Source organism: Streptomyces sp. NPDC087310 (assembly GCF_044744405.1).
GTDB lineage: Bacteria > Actinomycetota > Actinomycetes > Streptomycetales > Streptomycetaceae > Streptomyces.
In genome coordinates this window covers 783,637-805,347 of sequence record NZ_JBIUYF010000002.1, presented here as the reverse complement: position 1 = coordinate 805,347, position 21,711 = coordinate 783,637, and the positions used below count along the sequence as shown (strand labels likewise).

12 protein-coding genes are annotated in these 21,711 nt (G+C 73.3%); 11 read left to right on the top strand and 1 reads right to left on the bottom strand.

From position 1 onward, the window contains the following. Positions 1-47 precede the first annotated feature (47 nt). The 11 genes from ACIO3P_RS09235 to argF all read left to right on the top strand — a co-directional run bounded on the left by ACIO3P_RS09235 (position 48) and on the right by argF (position 21,087). Positions 48-875 carry a hypothetical protein gene (locus ACIO3P_RS09235; protein WP_329823663.1) on the top strand — a complete coding sequence of 276 codons (828 nt, stop codon included), beginning with the start codon at positions 48-50 and terminating at the stop codon, positions 873-875. Continuing rightward, positions 872-3,229: a hypothetical protein gene (locus tag ACIO3P_RS09230; protein ID WP_401848309.1), complete on the top strand. Its 2,358-nt coding sequence runs from the start codon at positions 872-874 to the stop codon at positions 3,227-3,229. The genes ACIO3P_RS09235 and ACIO3P_RS09230 overlap by 4 nt, the downstream gene beginning before the upstream one ends. Continuing rightward, on the top strand, positions 3,226-4,713 hold the full coding sequence (locus ACIO3P_RS09225) for a hypothetical protein (RefSeq protein WP_329823661.1): 1,488 nt from the start codon (positions 3,226-3,228) through the stop codon (positions 4,711-4,713). Before ACIO3P_RS09230 ends, ACIO3P_RS09225 begins: the two co-directional genes overlap by 4 nt. Next, on the top strand, positions 4,710-5,216 hold the full coding sequence (locus tag ACIO3P_RS09220; RefSeq protein ID WP_329823660.1) for a Pycsar system effector family protein: 507 nt from the start codon (positions 4,710-4,712) through the stop codon (positions 5,214-5,216). The genes ACIO3P_RS09225 and ACIO3P_RS09220 overlap by 4 nt, the downstream gene beginning before the upstream one ends. A 12-nt stretch (positions 5,217-5,228) precedes the next feature. Beyond that, entirely contained in the window at positions 5,229-7,730 is a 2,502-nt protein-coding gene (locus ACIO3P_RS09215) for a VWA domain-containing protein (RefSeq protein ID WP_401848311.1), read from the top strand. Between the two features lie 57 nt (positions 7,731-7,787). Beyond that, positions 7,788-11,588 (top strand): tubulin-like doman-containing protein, encoded by a 3,801-nt coding sequence (locus ACIO3P_RS09210; RefSeq protein ID WP_401848312.1) that lies wholly within the window; start codon positions 7,788-7,790, stop codon positions 11,586-11,588. Next, positions 11,585-14,140, top strand: coding sequence for a hypothetical protein (locus ACIO3P_RS09205; protein WP_401848314.1), 2,556 nt, complete (start codon positions 11,585-11,587; stop codon positions 14,138-14,140). Before ACIO3P_RS09210 ends, ACIO3P_RS09205 begins: the two co-directional genes overlap by 4 nt. Continuing rightward, positions 14,137-16,365: a hypothetical protein gene (locus tag ACIO3P_RS09200; RefSeq protein ID WP_401848317.1), complete on the top strand. Its 2,229-nt coding sequence runs from the start codon at positions 14,137-14,139 to the stop codon at positions 16,363-16,365. Before ACIO3P_RS09205 ends, ACIO3P_RS09200 begins: the two co-directional genes overlap by 4 nt. Further along, complete coding sequence (locus ACIO3P_RS09195) at positions 16,365-18,716, top strand: hypothetical protein (protein ID WP_329823653.1); 2,352 nt, start codon at positions 16,365-16,367, stop codon at positions 18,714-18,716. Before ACIO3P_RS09200 ends, ACIO3P_RS09195 begins: the two co-directional genes overlap by 1 nt. Before the next feature lie 18 nt (positions 18,717-18,734). Next, the gene (locus ACIO3P_RS09190; RefSeq protein ID WP_329823652.1) at positions 18,735-19,967 is read left to right on the top strand and encodes an arginine deiminase; all 1,233 of its coding nucleotides are present in this window, start codon (positions 18,735-18,737) and stop codon (positions 19,965-19,967) included. A 97-nt stretch (positions 19,968-20,064) separates the two neighbouring features. After that, positions 20,065-21,087, top strand: a complete 1,023-nt coding sequence (gene argF, locus ACIO3P_RS09185) for an ornithine carbamoyltransferase (protein WP_401848319.1) — start codon at positions 20,065-20,067, stop codon at positions 21,085-21,087. Between the two features lie 111 nt (positions 21,088-21,198). Here the strand turns inward: argF and ACIO3P_RS09180 are convergent, their stop codons facing one another. Beyond that, positions 21,199-21,609 (bottom strand): ATP-binding protein, encoded by a 411-nt coding sequence (locus ACIO3P_RS09180; protein WP_401785284.1) that lies wholly within the window; start codon positions 21,607-21,609, stop codon positions 21,199-21,201. Between the last annotated feature and the right edge of the window lie 102 nt (positions 21,610-21,711).

Below are 21,711 nucleotides of genomic sequence, written 5' to 3'. Positions count from 1 at the left end.
GCGTTTCGCGGCCAGGCTTGATCTGTCACCACGGCACAGGGGGAACAGTGAGCAGTGTGGGAGCGGTCAGCAGACTGGTGGTCTTCGGCGACGTCAGTGGTTCGGGCACGCTGGGGATGGAAGCCAAGAAGCGGATGCGGAACGCCCTGTACGGCGCGTTCGACGAGGCGTTCGCCGCGGTGGACATCGATCCCCACGGCCTCCACCAGGAGGACCGCGGGGACGGCATCCTCGCCGCGCTCGACCCGGGCACACCGTCGTCGCTGATGGTCGGGGGCTGGCTCGAAGCGCTGTACCAGTACCTGCGCGAGCACAACGAGGGCAGCGCGCATCGGCTGCGGCTGCGGATCGGGATGAACGCGGGGCCCGTGTTCGACGACGGCAGGGGGCTGGTGGGCCGGGCGGTGGACCTCGCCTGCCGGCTCTGCGACAGCCCGACGGCCAAGCGGACCATGGCGGACGCCTCCGGCTCCGACCTGCTGCTGGTCGTCTCCGACTGGCTGTACGTGAACGTGGTGGCGGAAGGCGGGCGCCAGGTGGAGCCCGAGCACTATGTGAGGACACGGGTCCGGTTCAAGGAGACGGACGAGACCGCCTGGTTACACATCCCGCGATTACCCGCGTCCGCGCTCTCCGGCCTGGCCGGGGTGTCGGGAGCGCCCGACGGGGGCGCGCCTCCGGACGGCGGGGGCGCGGCGCGGCACCAGACCGGCGGTGGGCCGACACCGGGGGACGGCCCACCGCCACCTTCCACGGGGAGGGTCATCACCGCCCAGGGTGACCTCCAGTACTTCGAGAACAACGTGATCCACGGATTCACCGGCATCCGCAAGAGCCGGGGCCCCGCCTCTCCGGAGCCGGGTGAGCCCGCATGAGCGACCTGGACGAGGCACCGGACGTACCGGATCCCCAGGACGAGTCCGAGGACCGGTCGTCCGAGAAGAACGCGGCCGACAAGAAGTCCGACAAGAAGGCCGACAAGCCCGAGAAGGGCGCCGACCGGCGGACACCGGGCGAAGGCCCTGAGCCCCCCGAGCCCAACCCCTTCGACCAGGCGGGCCGCAACCCGCTCGGCAGCTCGGGCGGTACGGGCGGCTCCGGTACGGCGCACGCGGCCCTCCAGACCTTCGCGGCCGGCAAGACGGGGCGCGCCATCGGATTCGGCGCGGACGGCCAGTACTACGAAGGCAACACCTTCATCGGCCGGCTCGGCATCGGCGCCGGACACGCCATGGTCCAGGGCCCGGTCCCGGCCGAGGAGCTGACCCGCCTCGCCGGTGTGTACTGCGAGGCCCCGGAGTACGAGGAGATGGAGAAGCGGCTGCGCAAGCGCGGACTGCTGGTGCTCTGCGGAGAGCGCAACAGCGGCCGTACGGCGACGGCGCTCACCCTGCTCGCGGGTGTGGCGGGGGACAAGGTGACCCGGCTCGACCCCGGCGTCAAGGTCCACGAGATCGAGGAGATCCAGCCGGGCCACGGCCATCTCCTGGCGATCGAGTCCGAGGACACCGGATGGCAGGAGACGGAGCAGGTCAACGGTCGCGCCAGGACCCGGGTCCGGCGGGCGGAGCCGACCGAACTGCACCTCGACGGCCTGCGCAGCAAGCTCGTCAAGGCGGGCGCCTTCGGCGTGCTCCTCGTGGAGAACGGCGAGCTCGCCGACCGGCTGCTGCGCGGCCGGTACGGAGTGGTCTGCGCCTCGCCGTCCTCCGAGAAGGTCCTCCTCCAGCACCTCCGGGTGCTTCTGGAGGACGCGCCCGACGGCGCCCTGGACGAGGCCCTGGCGCTGGCCGCCGAGGAGGACGTCACCGCCGCGCTCGGCCTGGACGAGCTGCGGCCCGGCGAGGCCGCCCGGCTCGCCGACCGGCTCGCCCGCCGTCAGAAAGGAGAACTGACCCACCGTCAGCTCCTCGCCGACTGCGCGACCTTCGTCGACGCGCAGGCCAGGACCTGGTTCGCGGGCGCGGACCGCCCCGGCACCCTGCCCGAGGCCCTGCCGACCCTGAGCGCCGCAGCGTTCCGTATCGCCGTCGCCGTCTTCAACGGTTCGCCGTACAGCCTCACCGCGGAGGCGGGCGAACAGCTCGCCTGGGAGCTGGCGGTCACCCTCGACCCCGGGACCCCCGCCGGACGCAGACTGTTCGGCACCCACGCGGTGGCCAGGCCCGTCGCCGCCAGGTCCGTGCTCCAGAACGGCGAGCTGGACCTCGGCTACGCCAAGGTTCCGGTACGGGCCATCCGCTTCCAGGGCGAAGCCCTCGCGACCGCGGTGCTCCGGGAGGTCTGGGACGGCTACCACAACGCGCGCGGCCCCCTCGTCCGCTGGCTGCGCACCCTGTGCGACGACCCGCGGCCCGTCCTGTGGGTACGGGCGTCCATCGCGGCCGGGGTGCTGTGCTCCTGGGACCTGCCCTACGTGTCGGGTGAACTGGTCGTGCCCATGGCGGCCTCCGACAGCCCGTTCCAGCAGATGTCGGCGGCGACCGCGCTGGCGGAGGCGGCGCGTGAGCCGTCCGTGCAGCCCGCGGTCGCCGCCCTGCTCAAGGAGTGGACCAAGAGCGGTCACGAGGAACTGCTGACCACCGCGGTCCTGGCGCACGGCTACGGGATGGCGGCCGGGTCCGTCGCCGCGTCGCTCGACGCCCTGGCCAAGGTGGCCGTCCGCGCGAACGACGACACCGACTCCGCCCGTGACACGGACATCCTGAACGACGCGTCGTTCAGCGTCGCCCGGCTGCTGGCGGGACCGGAGCCGGAGGTCGTCGTCCACCGCCTCGACACCTGGCTGCGCGGCACCCGGCGGGGGCCCGCCAACCTCGCCCTGATGACCGTGATCAAGGCGCTGCGCACCCGTACGACCTTCCTGTGGGGCCTCCATGACATGCCCGACTTCGAAGCGCACGGCAAGCGGATGCTGGTCTCCGCCCTGCTGGAGACCAACCCCGAACTGACCGGGCGGCTGGCCTCCCTGGTCCGGCGGGCGCTGGCCACCCCGCGCGCCGGCGCCGCGACCCAGGACGCCCTCGCCCTGCTGCTGCCCCAGGCCGCCGCGGACAGCCACCAGTTGGACTTCGTCTGCCGCTTCCTGGTCCGGCTGGCCGAGGAGCGCAGGGACCGCGACCGACTGCGCCACCTGCTGGCACGACTGGTCAAGGACCCGGACGAACCGTTGGACAAGAGCGCGGCCCGCACGATGTGGGACGCGGTGGGAGAGGGGGCCGAGGCATGAGCCCGTCACCGTACGAAGAGCGATCCGCGGAGGGGAACCGTGATCGCCGCGGCGAAGAGCAGTACGCGCAATGGCTGCACGAGGAGCGGCCCCGCCGGCGCGCCGGCGAACAGCGGGCCGACGGCCCGCGCGAGGGGGAACGACGCAACGGGGAGCAGCGGTACGGGGAGCGGCGCCCGGAGTACGGGGCGCCCGACCGGCGGGGCCCCGACCTGACGGAACAGCCGGTGGACGGCGACGAGGTGGAGCAGTACCGGGACAGCCCGGTCGGCCCGCTGGTGCGCGAACGCAGGCCCCCGTACCGGCGCGAGAGCGGCCAGATCGCCGCCGTACTGCTGTACCAGAACGGCGGGCACAGCGTGGTGTGGCCCGACCGCAGGGACGACCACGACAAACCCAGACTCCGGCCCCCGTACACCGTGTTCGAGGTGCTGCTCGGCCGGAACGTGACCTCGTTCGAACTGGCCCTGCCCGCCGCGGGCGACGCGCAGTTCTTCGACGCCAGGGCCGAGGTGCACTGGGAGGTCGAGGAGCCGCACACGGTCGTCATGAAGCGCGTCTGGGACGTACGCGAACTCCTCCACGGCGAACTCCTCCTCGCGCTGCGCCAGCTCTCCCGCCGCTTCCGGCTCACGGACGCGCAGCGCGCCGACGAGGCGGTCCAGGAGGAACTGGCCAAGGGCCGTATCGACCTGGGCCGCGATCTCGGACTGCGGCTGCGCATACACGTGTTCATCGATCTGAGCGATGTCGTCCGACAGCGCAAGAGCGAGCGCGACGACATCGACTTCGACATGTCCAGGGACGAGGCGCAGGCCGAGGCCGACCGCCGCAAGGACGCGATGGAACGCAGGCTCGTCAGGGAGCGCGCGGCCGAACTCGAAGCGGTGTTCCGGCGCGGCCAGGAGGCCGAGATCATCCACCTCATGGCGCGCAACCCCGCCAAGGAGTGGGAGATCCGCGAGGCCATCCGGGAGCAGAAGCGCGAGGGACAGACCGACCTCATCAACCTCTTCAACCGGCTGCTCGACACCGGACACCTCGAACGCCACGACATCGGCGACCAGATGTTCGAAACGCTGCGGCTGCTCCGGGAGAGCGGGGGAGCGGTGCTCGGCGGCGTCACGGACCAGATGCTCCTCGGACAGCGGCCGAGGCACGAGCTGGAGGAGGGCCCCGCCGCCCGCCGCCGGCGCGAGGAGGCACCCCGCGCCCACCGGACGGACGACGGGGACGGCTTCGGCGACGACACGCGGAGCGGCTACCGGGACGACCGGGCGAACGGCTACGCGGACGACCACGGCGAACCGGACCGCCCCCCGTGGGACGACGAACCGCGGGTCTACCGGCCGACCAGGGTCGAGTCGTCCGCGGAACGCGACCGCGACGCGCGCCGCGAGCGCGCCGACCGGGACGACGAGCACGGCGGCGCACGGCGCGGCTCCAGGCCCAGCGCCGACTTCGACGACTGGGGGGACGAATGAGCGGCGGAGTCCCGGCCTTACGGCCGGAAGGATCCGACAGCGCCGATGTCAGATATCTGGCCGAGCGCCTGGTCGTCTCGGTCCGCGAGGACATAGGGAGGGCCGACACGAAGGCCGCGATCCTGCTCTCCGGGGCCATCGCCTTCTGCGCCGTCGCGTTCACCAAGGACGGACTGCGGGAACCCCTCGCGCCGGTGAGGCTCTCCCTGCTCTCCGCCGGCGGAGTCCTCTGCGTCGCCGGACTGCTGATGCTGATCGCGGTCGTCCTGCCCCGCACCCGGATAGGAGCGGAGAGCACCTTCCTGCACGACCTGCTCTCCGGCACCCCGTCCGACGAACTGCTGGTCCGGCTGAACACGACGGGCGAGGACGTCGTGGGCTGGCTGCTGAGCCAGGCGTCCGTGCACGCCGCGGTGCTGGCCGCCAAGTACCGCTGGCTGCGCATGGGGGGCTGCTCCCTGATGCTCGGCGCGGTGCTGGTCCTACTGAGTGAGCTGTGGTGAGAGACGGTGCACATGAGAAACACAACGCGCGCGACACATCGGGCCGGAGTGAGACATCTGGCCGGAGTCCTGCTCGCCCTGGCCGGACTGCTCGCCGCCACGGGAGCGGCCCCGGGCCACGCCACCGGCGCGCCCGGCCGGGTCGGGGCGGTGGCCGAAGGGGCTGATCCGATCGACTTCGCCGTGGTCGTCGACCAGTCGGACAGCCTCTCCGAGGACGACCGAAACCGTGAGGTGGAGGCCGCGGCGCTGATCGCCCAGGGAGAGATCTCGGACCGCTCACGCGCCACCGTCATCGGCTTCGGCAGCTCCGAGAAGCCCGGCCAGACCCCGGTCGACGAGGTGTGCCCCCCGACCGTCGCCGACTCCTCGGGACGCTCGTACCTGAACGGCTGCGTCAAGGAACTCTCCCGCCGCGACGCCACGATGGGCCCCGGCACCGACTTCCCGGCCGCCCTGCGCCAGGCGCTGACCCGGCTCACCGAGGAGGGCGCGCCCGACGCGCCGAAGGTGATCTTCCTGCTCACCGACGGCAAGCTCGACGTCCGGGACAGCCCGGAGTACGGCGCCGACGCGGCCAGCCGCCAGACCGACGCCGCCCGCCAGCTCGGCGAACAGCTCGCCCGCGCCCGCGAGGAGTCCGTGCAGATCTGGCCGCTCGGCTTCGGCGACGCCATCGACCGGGACGCCCTCAAGGCGATGGCCGAGGGCGGCTTCCGCAACGGCTGCGCCGAACTGGCGTCCGCCACCCCGCGGCTGCGGGTGGTCGACAGCGCCGCCGGGATCGACAAGGCGCTCCAGGAGACCTTCGCCGCCGCCCGCTGCGCCCAGGTCGTCCAGGGCACGGAGGGCAAGCCGCCCGCCGACCTGTACGTGACCATCCCCAAGATCGCCACCGACGGTTCGATCACGGTCAGCAAACACGACCCGAAGGTGAGCGCGACCTACTACGACCCGCGCGGCCGGAAGGTCGTCACCGACGGGTCGTTCGACGGCTCGACCTTCGAGATCACCGGCCAGAGCGGCCCCGTCGAGGCGCTGCGGGTGAAGAATCCACGCCCCGGACGCTGGCGCGTCCACCTCGAAGCGCCCGAGGGACACCGGGAACGCGTCGTCGCCGTGCGCGCCATCTGGCAGGGCCGGCTGCGCTCCTCCGTCATCCTCGACCCCGCGTCCCCCCGCCCCGGCGAGAAGACCTCCGTCGAGGTGCGAATGCAGACCCGGCGCGGCGTCGTCATCGACGACCCGGACGAACTGAAGGGCATCACGGTCGCGGCCCGGCTCTCGGGCAGCGGCTTCGAACCGGTGTCCGTACCGCTCAAGGACGACGGCAAGGCGCCGGACGCGCACGCGCGGGACGTCCGGTTCACCGGGACGCTGACCGTACCGGCCGGCGCCGACGGGGACCTCGCCCTGACCGCCGAGATGTCGGCGCCCGGAGTCACGGGCGACCACCGGCCGTTCAACGCGCGCATCACCTCGGGGCCCCCGCCGGTCACCGCCGCGCTGACCGTGGAGCGGGACACCGTGCACCCGGGCGAGTCGGTCACCGGCCTGCTGAAGGTGGACAACAAGAGCAAGGAGACGCGTACGGTACGGCTCGCCCTCGCCGATCAGCCGCCCGGCAAGGAGCTGACGATCAGCCCCGCGCAGGTGGAGGTCCCCGCGGGCGAGGGCAGGAGCGTCCCCTTCCGGGTCGGGATCGGCTCCGGCACCGCGCCCGGCGAGATCGACGCCCGGATCACGGTCGCCGACACCGACGACGGGGGACGTGTCCTGGACAACACGTTCCTGGAGATCGACGTCGACCCTGTGCCCACCTGGTGGGACCTGTGGTGGTGGGTCGTCGCCGTGGCGGGCGCCGTGCTGCTGGCCGTCGCCGTGTTCCTGGCGGTGCGGTACGCGGCACGGCGCCGCCGCCGCGATCTCGTCGGCGTGAAGCTGGAGTTGCGCGGTGAGGGGATCCGGTCCGACGAGCTGACGGTACGGGCGGGACAGAGCCCCGGCGGAGAGTTCCACTTCGTGATCGACCGTGCCCGGGGCGGCTCGCCCTCGCTCCAGCGCGGCGGCCCCGGCGCGGCGGCCTCCCACCGGCTGCGGCGCACCGCGGCGGGGGAGTTCCTGCTCAAGCCGCCGCAGGGCCGTGAGCGCGCGCTGCGTCCTGAGGAGGCCGCCGCGCTGGGCGACGGGCTGGAGCTGGTGGTCCACGACCGGCGCGCCGCCGCCGGCCGGGGCCGCAGCGGCCGTGACCGGACCAGGGACGGCAGGGGAACCCGTACCGGCGACAGGGACCGGGACAGGGACCGGGATCGGGACCGGGACAGGGACCGGGATCGGGACCGCAGCAGGATCCGGGGCAGGAACCGGGACCGTACCGAAGGCCGGGACGGCGCCCGCGTCAGGCCGCCCCGTACGTCCGCCGGAGGAGAGAACAGACCGTCGGGCGACGGCGGCGCTCCTTCCGGGGAGGGGGAGCAGCGGGCGGGCGCGAGCCGGTTCGACCCGAATTTCTGAGTTCTGAGTGACGACGGGCCGTCGTCGCGACGCGGCGACGGCCCTACGGGAGACGACATGAAGATCTACCAGCCCATGCTGTTCGTCGGTCTGGGCGGCACCGGAGGCAGAATCGGCGCCGAGCTGGAACGCGGTCTGCGCCGGGAGCTGTGCGGCCCCGACGGTACGAAACTGGTGTCGGACGGCCGGCGCGCGCCTTTCCAGCTTCCGGACTGCCTCCAGTTCGTGTACGCCGACTTCAGCGAGTCCGAGCTGAACCGGCTGCCGCACCTGAGCGCCAAGGGCACCGAGGCCGCGGCGTACGCGCGTACCGCGCGCGTGATCCACGACCTGCTGCCCGCCAACTACGACAGTTCGCCCGAGGTGACCCGCATGCTGCGGGTCGCCCTGCACGACGAGACCCACGACTGGCTGCCGCCCCAGGACCGGCAGCCGCGCGTGGCGCCGCTGCACAACGGCGCCGGACAGCTCCCCACGGTGGGCCGCGCCGCGCTCTTCGCGACCCTGCGCAGCGGCCTGGAGCCGGTCCTGCGCCAGCTACGCGCCGCCATCGGCACGATCTCGGGATCGGCCGGTGATCTGCGCGAGATGGGCGGCCGGCAGATCCGCGGCTGCGACGTGTTCGTGGCGTTCTCCGTGGCGGGCGGTACCGGCGCCGGTATCTTCTACGACTTCCTCCACCTCATCGGGCACGAGTTCCGCAAGTCCAAGGTGCCCGGGGTGAAGATCTACCCGCTGGTGGTCATGCCGTCCGCGTTCCCGCCCGAGGCCGGCGGCGGCCGGGAGGCCGAACTGAACTCGGCCCGTGCGCTGGTGGACCTCTCCCGGCTGGTCGACGACCAGAACGTGCCCGACGCGCAGGACGACCTCGGCGATGTCGCCCAGCGCGGTGTGCTCGGCGTCCGCTACCCCGGGGACGGTTTTGTCGCGCTGCGCCCCTCGACCGTACAGACCGCGTTCCTCTTCAGCCGGCCCTCCGGCATCCGGCCCGAGGACCTGCGCCGGTCCATCACCGCCATGGTGCTCTCCCTGATCGGCACGGAACTCGGCGACGAGAACAGCCAGGGGCGCGCGGAGGGCGACCACCAGTCGTTCGCCGCCGGATTCGTCAACAAGAGCGTCGAGCGCTCCACCCCGTCCCGCTCCGGCATCGGCTACCGGGGCATGTCCACGAGCCTGGCGGCCTCCCTCACCGTCCCCGTCGACGACCTCGCGGAGATCGTGGCGGGACGGCTGCTGGCCCAGGCCGTACGCGGCATGGCCGAGGACGCCCGGCGCCACGACGAGGACGGCACTCAGCTCGTCAGGGACCTCTTCGACCGGTCGGGCATCGGACGGCTGTGGACGCGCGAGGCGCCCGAGGTGCCCGCGCCCGACCCGCTGCCCAAGGGCAGCCGGGCGATCAGCCAGGCGCTGCGCGACCGGATCGGCGACATGGAGGACGGGCTCGGCCGGCTCGACCGGGAGCTGGACCGGGAGATCCCCCGGCTCGTGGAGGACTTCAAGCCGGGCACCGGCGCCCGCGAACTGCTGGGCCTGCTCGGCCCGTTCCGGCTGGAACGGGTGATCGCCGGGCTGCCGGGACACCCGCAGCGCCCGGCCGAGGCCGGGTTCGCCGGGATGCTGGACAACCGGAAGAACGACCCGGAGCGCCCCGAGGGCGTCGAGCCCTCCGCGCCGCAGATCCCCCGCATCAGGCGTTCGGCGGGCGGCATGGTCCCGGCCCGCTGGGGCGACCCCGACGTACAGGACGCGGTGGACGAGCAGGACGCCTGGTACCGCTGGCGGGCCAACCGGCAGTGGCACCGCGGCTGGAAGGAGCACGAGGCCCGCTGGCGCCCGCCGCTGATGCGCTCCATGAAGGAGGTAACCGAACTGGTCCGGGCGCTGCGGGCGCACGAGGAGGACGAGCGCAAGCTGTTCGCCGAGCGCCGCAAGGAGCTCTACCGCGACGACCGCACGGGCGTGTCCTACCTGCTGCCCCCGCAGAACAACCTCCGGGCCTTCTACGACGACGTCTTCGACCGGCTGGCCCAGCACGAGAGCCTGCCGGAGAACGCCGACGCCGCCGGGCTGCTGAGCAGGCTGGTGAACGCCGATGACTGGCAGCGCGCCCTGGACGCGGTACGCCGCTCCCCGCGTGCCGCGGTGAAGGAGATCAAGCAGGTCGTGGAGCGCCGCGTCAAGGCGCTGTTCGGCGAGGCGAGCGTGCTGGACGACCGCCCCCTGCTGCCCTCCCTCGGGGTGCTGCTGCGCGCCGCCGCCGGGGACGAGGACGCGGTGGCCACGGTCGACGGCCGCTGGCTGGAGCAGTTCCGCTCACAGCTCGCCGGGCTGCTGCCGGTGGGCTTCACCCCGGACGGCAGCGGCCCGCTCAAGGTGCTCATCGTGCACCCGCAGAGCGAGGCCGACGGGCGCGCCGCCCGCTACCTCCAGCAGGAGCTGAACCTGCCCAGGGACCCGGGCATCGCCCCGGAGTTCCGGGCCGTGGAGGCGGAGGCCATCACGGTCGTGCTCTTCCGCAGCGGCATGAGCCTCACCGACGTCTCCGAGGTCCGGCACGCGCTGCGGCTGTGGGCGGAGGCGCGCGAAGCCTCCGGCGGGGACGACTTCCTGCACTGGAGGCAGCGCCTCGGCCACCGCGACGACTGGCTGGCCAGTACGGAGGAGGACCGCACACGCATCCTGCACCGGCTGCTGTGCGCGATGTGGAACGACCGGGTCGACTTCGAGGGCGACCCGGCCTCGCCCGGGCTGATCCGTATCCGGCTCCAGGAGGGCGACTCCGCGACAATGACGCTGCGGCTGGACTCGTTCGACGGAAACGTGTCGAGCTGGGCGGGGCTGCTGCGCGCGTACGAGCAGTGGGCCCTGCTGGACGAGGGGCAGATCATCGAGGACTTCTGCGACCGGCTGATGCGCACCCAGCCCACCGGCCTCTCGACGACGCCCGCGCCGCCCTCGCGCCTCTTCCGCAGGCTGGTGCACGAGGTGGCGCCCCGGCAAGTGGCCCTGCTGAACGAGTTGTCGGGGCAGTTCACCGCGGAGGACGAGGAGTGGCTCGTACCGCTGCGGCACTTCTGGGAGGAGACCTTCGCCGCCGCGCTCGACCTGCGCTTCCCGGGCGCGCAGCGGCCCACACGGCCCACGCTGCGCGCGCTCGACCAGCGGCACACCCAGGGCCCGGGGGCGGGCAGGGGAACCGCCGCCAGGACCAACGGCCACCGCCGCGCGGCGCCGTCCACGGAGCGGCGCGAGGACGAGCCGAGGATCGTCAGGCCGCGCCACGAGGAGCCATTGCGCCGCGAGGAGCCACCGCGCCGCGAGGAACGGCCCCGCCGCGCGGAGCCGGCCCGGTACGACGAGGAGCCGCGGTACGCGGCGGACCCGCGGTACGACGATCCCCGGTACGACGAGGGACCCCGGTACGACGACGCGCGCCACGAGCCGCCGCGGTACGACGATCCGCGGTACGACGACACGCGCCACGAGCCGTCGCGGTACGACGACGCGCGGCACGAGGACACGCGGAGCGAGTCACGGCGGTACGAGGACCCGCCGTACGAAGACCCGCCGTACGAGGAGCCCCGTTACGAGGAGACGCGTCATGAGGAGCCGCGTGACGAGGAGCCGCGTGACGAGCGGCCCCGGCGCGCGAGGGCCCGCAACGACGCGTCGCGGTACGAGAAGCCGGCCAGGCACCGGGAGCCGAAGGCCGACGAGCGCGGGGGCGCGGCGGCCCCGGCACGCGGGGCGGACCCGTGGGACGACGACGAGTGGGGCGACGGCGAACCCGACGACGCGGGGCGGGGCGCGCCGCGCCGGCGCGACGACGGACAGGAGGGGACCAGGCTGTGATCACGGACCGACTCCAGGCCGGGGTGGTCTGCCTCGACCTGCGCCACCGCGGCGATCCGGCCGACGCCCCCGCCGCCCTCCACGGCGAGGTGGGCGACGCCCTGGCGCGTACGCGGCAGTCGGACGTACGGCGCTTCCTCGTCCTCGACGACGCCGCCGAACTCGTCGCGCACCAGCTCCTCTACGAACGGCTCTACGCGTACGGACCGGCCCAGGTGCTCTGTCTGGCGCAGGGCGGTGGGGGCGACCGCGCCCTGCGCCGCCCGCACGCGCTGAGCCCGCCGTCCGCCGGAGTGCTGTGGATCCCCGACGTGTTCGCCGGGGCGGGCGGCCGGGACGGCGGACCCGTACCGTCCCCCGGCGAGACCGACGAGGCGCTGCGCCCGCTGGTCGAACTGCTCGCCGACGCCTCCCTCTTCGACACCGTCCTCGGTGAACTGGGTGAGGTCCTGCACAGCGTCGCGGTGCCCGCCGCCCAGGTCCTCGAACACGATCTGACGGAGGAGGCCAGGACCCGTACCTGGCGGCGGACGCTGGAGAACCTGGCGGGCCAGGACATTCCGGCGCCCGTCCTGGTCACCGACGGCTCCCGCTCCGGCGCGGGCGACTCCGTCCCCGCCGAGCTGGCCCGCTTCCTCGGCGACGTACCGGCGGGGACCCTGGCCGACGGCTCCTGCCTGGTGCCGGGAGGACCGGCCGAAGAGGCGCGACGGGACGGCGACCGGGCGCTGCGGGACGCCGAGGACGGATACGAACAGGTGCGCCGCCCCGCCTCCCTGTTCACCCCGCGCGCCCGCGCGGTGGACCTGCCCGAACGGCTGGAAGCGCTCTCCGAGGCGCTCGGCTCGTACCGCGACACCATCGCCGGCGCCCTCAGCGACGGGGGCGGCGACCGGCTCCGTCCTGAGCAGCGCGGCCGTCTCCTCAAGCGGGGCATCCGGCTGCCCGAACTCCCCGAGGCGCCCCGCGCCGATGTCGGCCCCGGCCTGCGTACGTACACCGAACGGCTGCTGGCGTACGGGCTGCCGCTGCGCTCCGTCGCCGCCCGGCTCGGCGCGCTCTCGGACCTGTCCGCCCCGGCGGGCAGCGCGGCGCGGCTGGCCAGGCTCGACGAGATCTGCCCCGGCCGCCGCGTGGCGGAGCTGGCCGTGCCACCCCCGTTCACGGTGCGCGGCTCGCCCTTCGCGCACGCGGCGCCCGTCTTCCTGCTGGCGTTCGTCGCCGGGCTGTGGCCGCTGCTCGGCTGGGTGCTGGGACCGCTGACAGGGTTCGCCGCCGCGGCCCTCACCCTGCTCATGGTGCGGCGCAGGCCGAGCCGCTCCTACGACGGCCGCCTCGACGGCGGCGGCAGCACCCGCTCAGGACTCCGGCTGATCGCGGGCCTGGTGGGCGGTGCCGGCGGCGCGCTGACCGGCCAGTTGCTCGATCTGCCGCTCTGGGCGGGAGCGGCCGGACTGGGCGTGGCGCTGATCGCGCTCGGGCTGCTCGTGGCGCGGGACTGGACGGACGCCGTCGACCTGTGGTGGCGGGAGACGGAGGCGGAGTTCGCCGCGGACGCCCTCTCCGCCGTCGACGGGCTGCTGACCGAGACCGTCCTGCACGACTGGCTCTTCGCCGACGCCCGCTACCAGTGCTCGGACGGGGCGCGCGCGGTCTCCCTGATGGTCCGGGGCCTCGCCGAGACGGTCGAGGAACGGCTGATGACCGCCGCCGCGCCCTCCGCCGCCCGGGGCGGAGCCGACCGTACGGCAAGTCGACCGTCGTACCCCACGACCCAACACCCCACCACCGAGGGCGCCTTCGGCCAGGACGGTCCGGCCCATCATCCCGGCGACGCCTGGAACTGGGACAGTTGGGGCGACAGCTCCGCCGACGACGGCTGGTCGGGCAGCGTGGCGGGTACGGAACCGGCGGCGGGCCCCCTGGAGTACGACCTCCCCGAGGACCCCTGGCACCCCGCCGCACCGGCCGATCCGCCCTGGCTGGAGCGGGAATGGGGCGACGGCGGCCCCGCCCTCGTGGACACGCTCCTCGCCGACCTCGCCCACGGCGTCCGGGGGATCCTCGCCGGACGGTGGGCGGCCGTCGAGCGCGACCCGGCAGAGGCGGGCCGGGTCTCCCTGCGCCGCCCGCTCCTCGACGTGCTCGACGAGGAGCACTCCGTCCTGCTGCGCGACGGCGGCACCTCGGCACCGCACTTCGCCCGCGACCCGGAACTGCGCCCGGGAGCGGCCGAGTTGCTGGGCGTGGAGGCCGACCACGCGGCCCGGCTGATCGCCACCGCAGACGAGGAGGACGAGGTGGTGCCGTTGTGCGCCGCCGAGGACCGCAGGATGCTCTCCAGGGATCCGACGGGGATACGCCGGGTCGGATTCGCCCCCGAGGCGATGCGCCGGGGCACCGAACAGGATCCCGCGCACGACGGCGGAGCCGGGGCGGGCGAGGACGTGGTGTGGACACCCGGCGGCCGGCACGCGGGTGTGCTGCGGCTGGTCCCGCTGCGCGGAGAGATCGTCAGGACCGTCCGGGCCGAGCAGAGGGACGCGCCATGATCACAGGCAACGACGGCACGAGGAAGGGCAACGACCCCACGGCCGGGGGGCCCGGCCGCGCAGGCCCCCGCGACCACGGAGGCGACGGAGGCGACCCCGGCGGAGGCGGGGCCGGCTCCACCTGGGCGCAGGGCGACTCCATGGAGCTGGAGTTCTTCACCCACGGCGGAGAGGCCGTCCGCTTCGCTGCCCGGCTGCACGCCGACCTCCGGATGCCCGAGCCCGCACCGCTGCTGGCCCGTCCCGTCACCCTCGGCGAGGGCTGGCGCGTCCTGCAGTACCGGCTGCCGTTCGGCGCGCAGAGCGACCCCGCCGCGTACAGCGCGCTGGAACGGCAGGTGAGCGCCGGGGTCGCGATGGAGCGGCGGTACGGCTCCGAGCGGTACGGCGAGGTCTTCACCCGCATGATCGGCTTCGACCTGGAGGCACCGGAGCCCTTCGTCCTCTACCGCGTCCCCGACGGCGAGCCGATCGCCCGCCGCCAGGGCACGCTCACGGTCGAGGAGCAGGGCAAGGTGATCGCCCAACTCGTCCTCGCGGTACGCCTGCTGGACGAGGTGGGACTGGTCCACCGGGCCATCACCCCGTACACCGTCCGCTGGGACGGGACCCACGTCCGGCTCGCCGAACCGTACGGCGCGCTGCGCGCCGACGAGCCCCGGGAAGCCTACGGCGCCGCGCCCTGGGCCTCGCCCGAACAGCGGGAGGGCACCGGCAGGACCGACCCCAGGGACGACCTCTGGTCCGTCGCCCAACTCGTCTACTTCCTGCTGGCGGGGCGCCCGGGACCCGGCTCGGGGCCACCCGCGGACCTCGGGGAGTTCCGCCGGCTCGCGGCGCTCCACGAAGGCGGCGCCTTCGCCCCGCGCGCCGACCAGCGCCCCTCCGCCGGTGAGCTGATGCGGCTCCTGAACGTCCCCGACCCGCTCGCGCACGCGCCCGGCGGCGCCGACGTACTCAGCCGGGCACGCGCCGAGTTCGACATCCAGCGCACCAAGAAACGCCAGGACACCGGGCGGGACGACCCGCCCGAGGAGGCGGCCGATGACCGGACCTACTACGAGTCGCCGCCCCCGCGCCGCTCCCTGCGCTCCTGGCTCACCGGTACGGCCCCGGTCCCGCCGCCCCGGCCCGTCGAGCACACCCCGCGCCCCGCGCAGCCGCTGCGCCGCCCCACGCTCTGCCCGCACTGCCTGCTCCCGGTCTCCTTCGACCAGAGCCGGCTGGTCACCCTCGACTCCAAGAAGGTGGCCAAACCGCTGGACCTCAGCGCGGAACGGCGCCCCATGCACTACCAGGACGCGCTGCGCCAGGCGTACCAGGCATGCCCGCACGCCCCGGCGGCGGCGCCGCACTACCTGCCCGTGCCCTACCTCAACAGCGGCGAGCCGCTCACCATCGCCCTCGTGGGCAGCTCGGCGGCCGGCAAGACCCATCTGCTCGCCGCGATGCTCGGTGAGATCGAGCAGGGCGGCCTCGAACCGTACGGACTGAAGTGCCTGCCCCTCAACCCCGACACCCACCGCGAGTTCCTTCAGGAACGGGTCCAGCGGCTGCACCGCGGCAAGGTGCTCGAATCCACCGGACACGCCTCCTTCGCGCACTTCACGGACGGACTGCTGGTCACCGGGGCCGACGGCACCCGGCCCGTCGTCTTCTTCGACCTCGCGGGCGAGGACCTCGCGCAGAACGGCGAGGTGACCAGTTTCCTCATGGGCGTGGGCGCCTTCATCTTCGTCCTCGACCCGCTGCGCGCCCTGCGGCTGCCGTCGCTGGACCCCGTCCGCGCGCGGACCAGGCTCCAGCAGCGTGACCTGGGCGACGAGGCGTTCACCACCGTCCTCAACCGGATCCCGCGCCTCGGCGCCTACATCGAGGCGCCCGCCGCCGTCGCCCTCAACAAGAGCGACCTGATCCGTTTCGACCCGTCCGCCGACCGCTGGCTGAGCCGCGCCCTGCCCGTGGAGCTGGACGAGGAGACCCTGCGCGCGGAGAGCCGTGACGCCTACGCGTTCGTCGCCCACCACGGCAGCCCCGCCTGGCTGAAGCCGTTCGACGACTGCGCGCGCTGCACGCTCCACTTCGTGGCGGCGACCGGGGCGCAGGAGCGCGGCGACGTCTACCCCCACGGCGTCAGACCGCGCCGGGTCCTGGCACCACTGCTGTCGATCTTCGCCATGTGCGGGCTCCTCCCCGGAGCGGAACTGAGAGAGGTGGGGACCTGATGGCCCTGATCGCCCGTCAGGAAGACCTGGTGGACCAGATCGTCTTCCGCTGGGACACCGAGAACAGCCTGGGCACCACCGGATTCGGCCCGGTGGCCTGGTCCTGCCAGCGGGACACCGCCGAGAGCCTGTTCAACAGCGCCGCGCCGCTGCTGCGCACCACGGCCTCCGAGACGGTCCCGGCCCTGGTCAAGCTGGAGAGCCGGGGACAGGTGCTGCTCGTGCGCCGAGCCCCCGTACTCGACCTGGACGGGCACTCGGGGGCGGTGTGCCACGCGCTCTTCGGCCCGGCCAAGACCCTCGACCCCGAGACCTGCCTCGGACTGCACGACTGGGCATGGGAGGGCGGTGGGCTGCCGCTGGGCGAGGTCAGGGGCGTACTGGAACAGGTGCGCGTGGCCGGGTTGCTGGCATCGGCCGAGGAGGGACAGCGCGCGCTGCTCGCCGGACTGCCCGAGCTGGCGGAGCCCCTGACCACGATGACCGCGGAGCTGCTCCGCCACCCGGGCCAGCGGTTCACGGTGCTCGACCGGCACGGCGGCGACGCCCCCTGCCGGACGCTGTGGGGGCTGTACGGCATCTTCAGCGGGCTGTTCCCCGAGGGCTGGACGTTCGCGACACACGACACGGTCGAGACCCCGGCGACCCGCTTCGTCTTCGTACGGCGCTGGCCAGGACCGGCCCCGCAGTCCACGGAGCGGCTGCGCACGGACCCCGAGGAACGGACCGACGACCGCGCCCAGGCGCTGGCCGCCGGGCTGGTCGGGCACTACCTGCGCCGGGTCGAACGGGGCGAGGGCCGCGAGTACGAGGTGGCCGAGGCCCTGGCGGCGATCTCGGGCCCGTGGCCGCCCGCCGCCCGCGGCACCCTCCTGGACACGGCGGAGGACGCGCTCGCGCGCCTGACCGAGCGGCAGCCGCGCGGAAGGGGACGGGACCCGAGGGAACGCGACCCACGGGTACAGGACCTGCGGGAACGCGACCCGAGGGAACGCGACCTGAGGGAGCGGGATCCGTACGAGGAGCGCCCGCCGTCCCCGAAACGGGTGCCGTACGACCGCGGTCGCCCGGACGAGCCGCGGGCCCCGTACGAACCGGGCGACGCGTACGACCGCCACCGCGGCGACCGGTACGGCGATGACGGCCGGTACGGCGATGACGACCGATACGGCGACGAGCGGTACGGCGATGACGACCGGTACCGGGCCCCGTACCGCGACCGGCGGGATGACCGGCACGACGACCGACACGAGGGCCGTTACGCGCCGTCGTACACCCAGGCGCCCCCCGTACAGCAGGCGCCCGAGCCACGGCGGCAGGGACGCCGGATGTTCCGGCCCGTTCCCCCCGAGTGGCCGGTCTCGCCCGACTCGGCCGGGTTCTTCGCGACCCGCCGCAAGATCACCGTCGAACTCGACCACCTCCTGGCCGTGCTGCACACCTTCCAGGAACCGAACGCCTCGTCGCGCAACGTCAAGGAGGCACTGCGCGGCAGCGGCAGCAAGAGCCTGATCGCCGCCGTGGGGGAGGACGGGCTGCACTACGCGGCGGTCACGGCCCTGGTGGGCGAGATCGCCACGCGGTACGCCGAGTGGCCGCGGAACCGACGCCAGGAGCTGTGCGAGGCCGTGCTCAAGAGGGAGCTGTTCGTGGGGGACCGGGCATGGCCGGCCGCCGTGGGCGTGCCGTCCCGCGAGACCCGCGCGGCCAACGCCGCCGCGCTCTACGGCTGGGCGGTGGGACCGCTGGCGGGCATGGCGCCGGTCAGGGCCAGGCTCCTCGAACTGCTGCCGCGGCTGAGCGGCGACGCGGGCGGCGCCGGCCGGGCCGCGGTCGAACAGATCCTGGAGGGGGAGAAGGCCCCGGGGCTGGGCAAGGACGTCTGGCTGGCGATCGTCAGGTCCGGATGGCGCGACAGCGGCTCCTCCCCGGTCGCTTCCTTACCGCCCACGCCACCCGGTGCGCCTCCGGACGCACCACCACCATCGCCACCACCACCATCATCGCCACCACCGTCGTCGGCACCGCCGTCATCGCCACCGAACTCGCCGCCCCCGCCCCCGCCCCGGCCGGAGACCCGTCCGGGTGTCGCGGCCGGCCCCGGTCTGCCCGGCCCTCCTCCGTACGAGCCGCCCCGGCCGGAGCGGCCCCCGGGCCGTCCTGCGGGCCCTCCCCTCCTGCGCCGCCTCGCCCGCTTCTTCGGAGCCGACGCCACCGCCGGTCCGGACGACCGGCGCGAGCCGGGGCCCGAGCCGGGGCGGCGACCGCCGGACGGCCGGAACTTCGTGGCCGGGCTGATCATCGTCTTTGTCGTATTCGTCGTATGTCTGGTGATAGCGCTGTTCCGCTGATCAGGCGACGATGGGGGCATGGGATTCCATGTCGACTCCGAGACCGGGCGGCTGCGCCGCGTCATCCTGCACCGCCCCGATCTGGAGCTGAAGCGCCTCACCCCCGGGAACAAGGACACGCTGCTCTTCGACGACGTGCTCTGGGTGCGCCGCGCCCAGGAGGAGCACGACGCGTTCGCGGCGGTCCTGCGTGACCGGGGGGTCCAGGTCCATCTCTTCGGGGATCTCCTCGGCGACTGCCTCGACCTGCCCGAGGCGCGCGGCCTCGTACTGGACCGGGTCTTCGACGAGAAGGAGTACGGCCCGCTCGCCACCGGCCATCTCCGGGAGATCTTCGACGGGCTGCCGACGGCCGAACTGGTGGAGGCGCTGGTCGGCGGCGTGACGAAGCGGGAGTTCCTGGAGCGGCACGAGGAGCCGACCTCGGTCCGGTTCCATGTGATGGCGCTGGACGACTTCCTGCTCGACCCGCTGCCCAACCACCTCTTCACCCGCGACACCTCCGCCTGGATCTACGACGGCGTCTCCATCAACGCGATGCGCTGGCCCGCCCGGCAGCGCGAGACCGTGCACTTCGAGGCGATCTACCGGCACCATCCGCTCTTCGCGGCGTCGTCCGCCGGGGCCTTCCACCACTGGTCGGAGGGGCAGGACGACTACCCGTCCACCATCGAGGGCGGCGATGTCCTGGTCATCGGCGCGGGCGCCGTACTGATCGGGATGAGCGAGCGCACCACCCCGCAGGCGGTCGAGATGCTGGCCCGCGGGCTGTTCGCGGCCGGTTCCGCCACCACCATCGTGGCGCTGGACATGCCCAAGCGGCGGGCGTTCATGCACCTCGACACGGTGATGACGATGGTCGACGGCGAGACGTTCACCCAGTACGCGGGGCTCGGCATGCTCCGCTCGTACACCATCGAACCGGGCGGTGACGGTACGGAGCTGAAGGTCACCGACCATCCGCCGGAGCACATGCACCGGGCGATCGCGGCGGCGCTGGGGCTGCCGGAGATCCGGGTGCTGACCGCGACCCAGGACGTGCACTCGGCGGCCCGGGAGCAGTGGGACGACGGCTGCAACGTGCTGGCCGTCGAGCCCGGTGTCGTCGTGGCGTACGAGCGCAACGTCACGACCAACACCCATCTGCGCAAGCAGGGCATCCAGGTGATCGAGATCCCCGGCAGTGAGCTGGGCCGGGGCCGCGGCGGCCCCCGTTGCATGAGCTGCCCCGTCGAGCGGGACGCCGTGTAGCGGAGCAGGCGGTCTGTATAGCAATACAGGTCATCGTATAGAGTTCCAGTCTCCATCATGCCCATCCCTCACGATTCGCGCCCCAGGAGCAGCCACCATGGCCATACACCTCGAAGGCCGCCACTTCCTCAAGGAGCTGGACTTCACGGCCGAGGAGTTCCGCGGCCTGATCGAACTGGCAGCCGAGCTGAAGGCCGCGAAGAAGGCCGGTACCGAGGTGCCGCGGCTCCGCGGCCGGAACATCGCGCTGATCTTCGAGAAGTCCTCGACGCGTACGCGCTGCTCCTTCGAGGTGGCGGCGGCCGACCAGGGCGCGTCGACCACGTACATCGACCCGGCGGGCTCGCACATCGGCTCGAAGGAGTCCGCGAAGGACACGGCCCGTGTCCTCGGCCGGATGTTCGACGGCATCGAGTTCCGCGGGGCGGACCAGACGACGGTCGAGGAGCTGGCCGCGTACGCGGGCGTCCCCGTCTTCAACGGTCTGACGGACGACTGGCACCCCACGCAGATGCTCGCCGACGTGCTCACCATGACCGAGCACAGCGCCAAGCCGCTGCCGGAGATCGCCTTCGCCTATCTGGGTGACGCCCGTTTCAACATGGGCAACTCGTACCTCGTCACCGGCGCCCTCCTCGGTATGGACGTACGGATCGTCGCGCCGCGCGCCTACTGGCCCGCCGACGAGATCCTGACCCTGGCCCGGGAGGCCGCCGAGGTCAGCGGCGCGCGGCTCACCCTCACCGAGAACATCGCGGAGGGCGTGGCCGGCGCGGACTTCGTGGTCACGGACGTCTGGGTGTCGATGGGCGAGGCCAAGGAGGTCTGGGACGAGCGGATCGCGGCGCTCGGTCCGTACGCGGTGACCATGGACGTGCTGCGCGCGACCGGCAACCCGGACGTGAAGTTCCTGCACTGCCTGCCGGCCTTCCACGACCTGGGGACGGCGGTCGGCCGCGAGATCCACGCGCGGCACGGGCTGACCGAGCTGGAGGTCACCGACGAGGTCTTCGAGTCGGCGCACTCGGTCGTCTTCGACGAGGCCGAGAACCGGATGCACACCATCAAGGCGGTGCTGGTCGCGACGCTGGCGAAGGACGAGGGCGAGGGCGCGGCCTAGACCGGGAGCGGGACCGCGGGCAGCGCCTGGACCGAGGGCGGAGCCTCCATCGAGGCCGGGCGCGCCCCCGGCCTCGGTGGCGCGCTCCCCGCCTCGGTGGCGCGCTCCCGCTCAGACCGCGGGCAGCGTGAACCAGACCGCCTTGCCCTGGTCCGTGGGGCGGTGGCCGCAGGCCGAGCTGAGCGTACTGATCAGCAGCAGGCCGCGGCCGTCCTCCTGCCAGGGGTCCGGCATGGATCCGGGGTGCGTCAGATTGCCCGGCGGCGCCGGGTCGCAGTCGTGCACCTCGACCTGGCAGCCGGTCGGCAGCAGCTCCACGACCAGCTCGATGGGCTCGTCCCCGTCGGTGTGCTGGATGGCGTTGGCGACCAGCTCCGCCGTGAGCAGCTCCGCCGTGTCGCTGTGGGTGGGCTCGGCCAGGTGCGCCAGCGCCGAGCGGACCATGGCGCGCGCGAGCGGCACAGCTTCGACGCTGTGCGGCAGCGTGACCCTCCAGGGGGAGGATTCGGCGGCTTGTGGCATGCGGGGCGTTCCGATCGGGGCACGGTGGGGGCCGTGGTGGGGACGAGGGAAATTGCTATCGCGTTCAACCATACGGAGCGTGAGCAGGTTAACAAGGGGCGG

Coding starts and splice junctions, on each gene's coding strand:
- ACIO3P_RS09200 (WP_401848317.1), top strand. CDS start 14,137: ATGATCACAGGCAACGACGGCACGAGGAAGGGCAACGACCCCACGGCC.
- ACIO3P_RS09195 (WP_329823653.1), top strand. CDS start 16,365: ATGGCCCTGATCGCCCGTCAGGAAGACCTGGTGGACCAGATCGTCTTC.
- ACIO3P_RS09230 (WP_401848309.1), top strand. CDS start 872: ATGAGCGACCTGGACGAGGCACCGGACGTACCGGATCCCCAGGACGAG.
- ACIO3P_RS09180 (WP_401785284.1), bottom strand. CDS start 21,609: ATGCCACAAGCCGCCGAATCCTCCCCCTGGAGGGTCACGCTGCCGCAC.
- ACIO3P_RS09215 (WP_401848311.1), top strand. CDS start 5,229: ATGAGAAACACAACGCGCGCGACACATCGGGCCGGAGTGAGACATCTG.
- ACIO3P_RS09220 (WP_329823660.1), top strand. CDS start 4,710: ATGAGCGGCGGAGTCCCGGCCTTACGGCCGGAAGGATCCGACAGCGCC.
- ACIO3P_RS09225 (WP_329823661.1), top strand. CDS start 3,226: ATGAGCCCGTCACCGTACGAAGAGCGATCCGCGGAGGGGAACCGTGAT.
- argF (WP_401848319.1), top strand. CDS start 20,065: ATGGCCATACACCTCGAAGGCCGCCACTTCCTCAAGGAGCTGGACTTC.
- ACIO3P_RS09210 (WP_401848312.1), top strand. CDS start 7,788: ATGAAGATCTACCAGCCCATGCTGTTCGTCGGTCTGGGCGGCACCGGA.
- ACIO3P_RS09190 (WP_329823652.1), top strand. CDS start 18,735: ATGGGATTCCATGTCGACTCCGAGACCGGGCGGCTGCGCCGCGTCATC.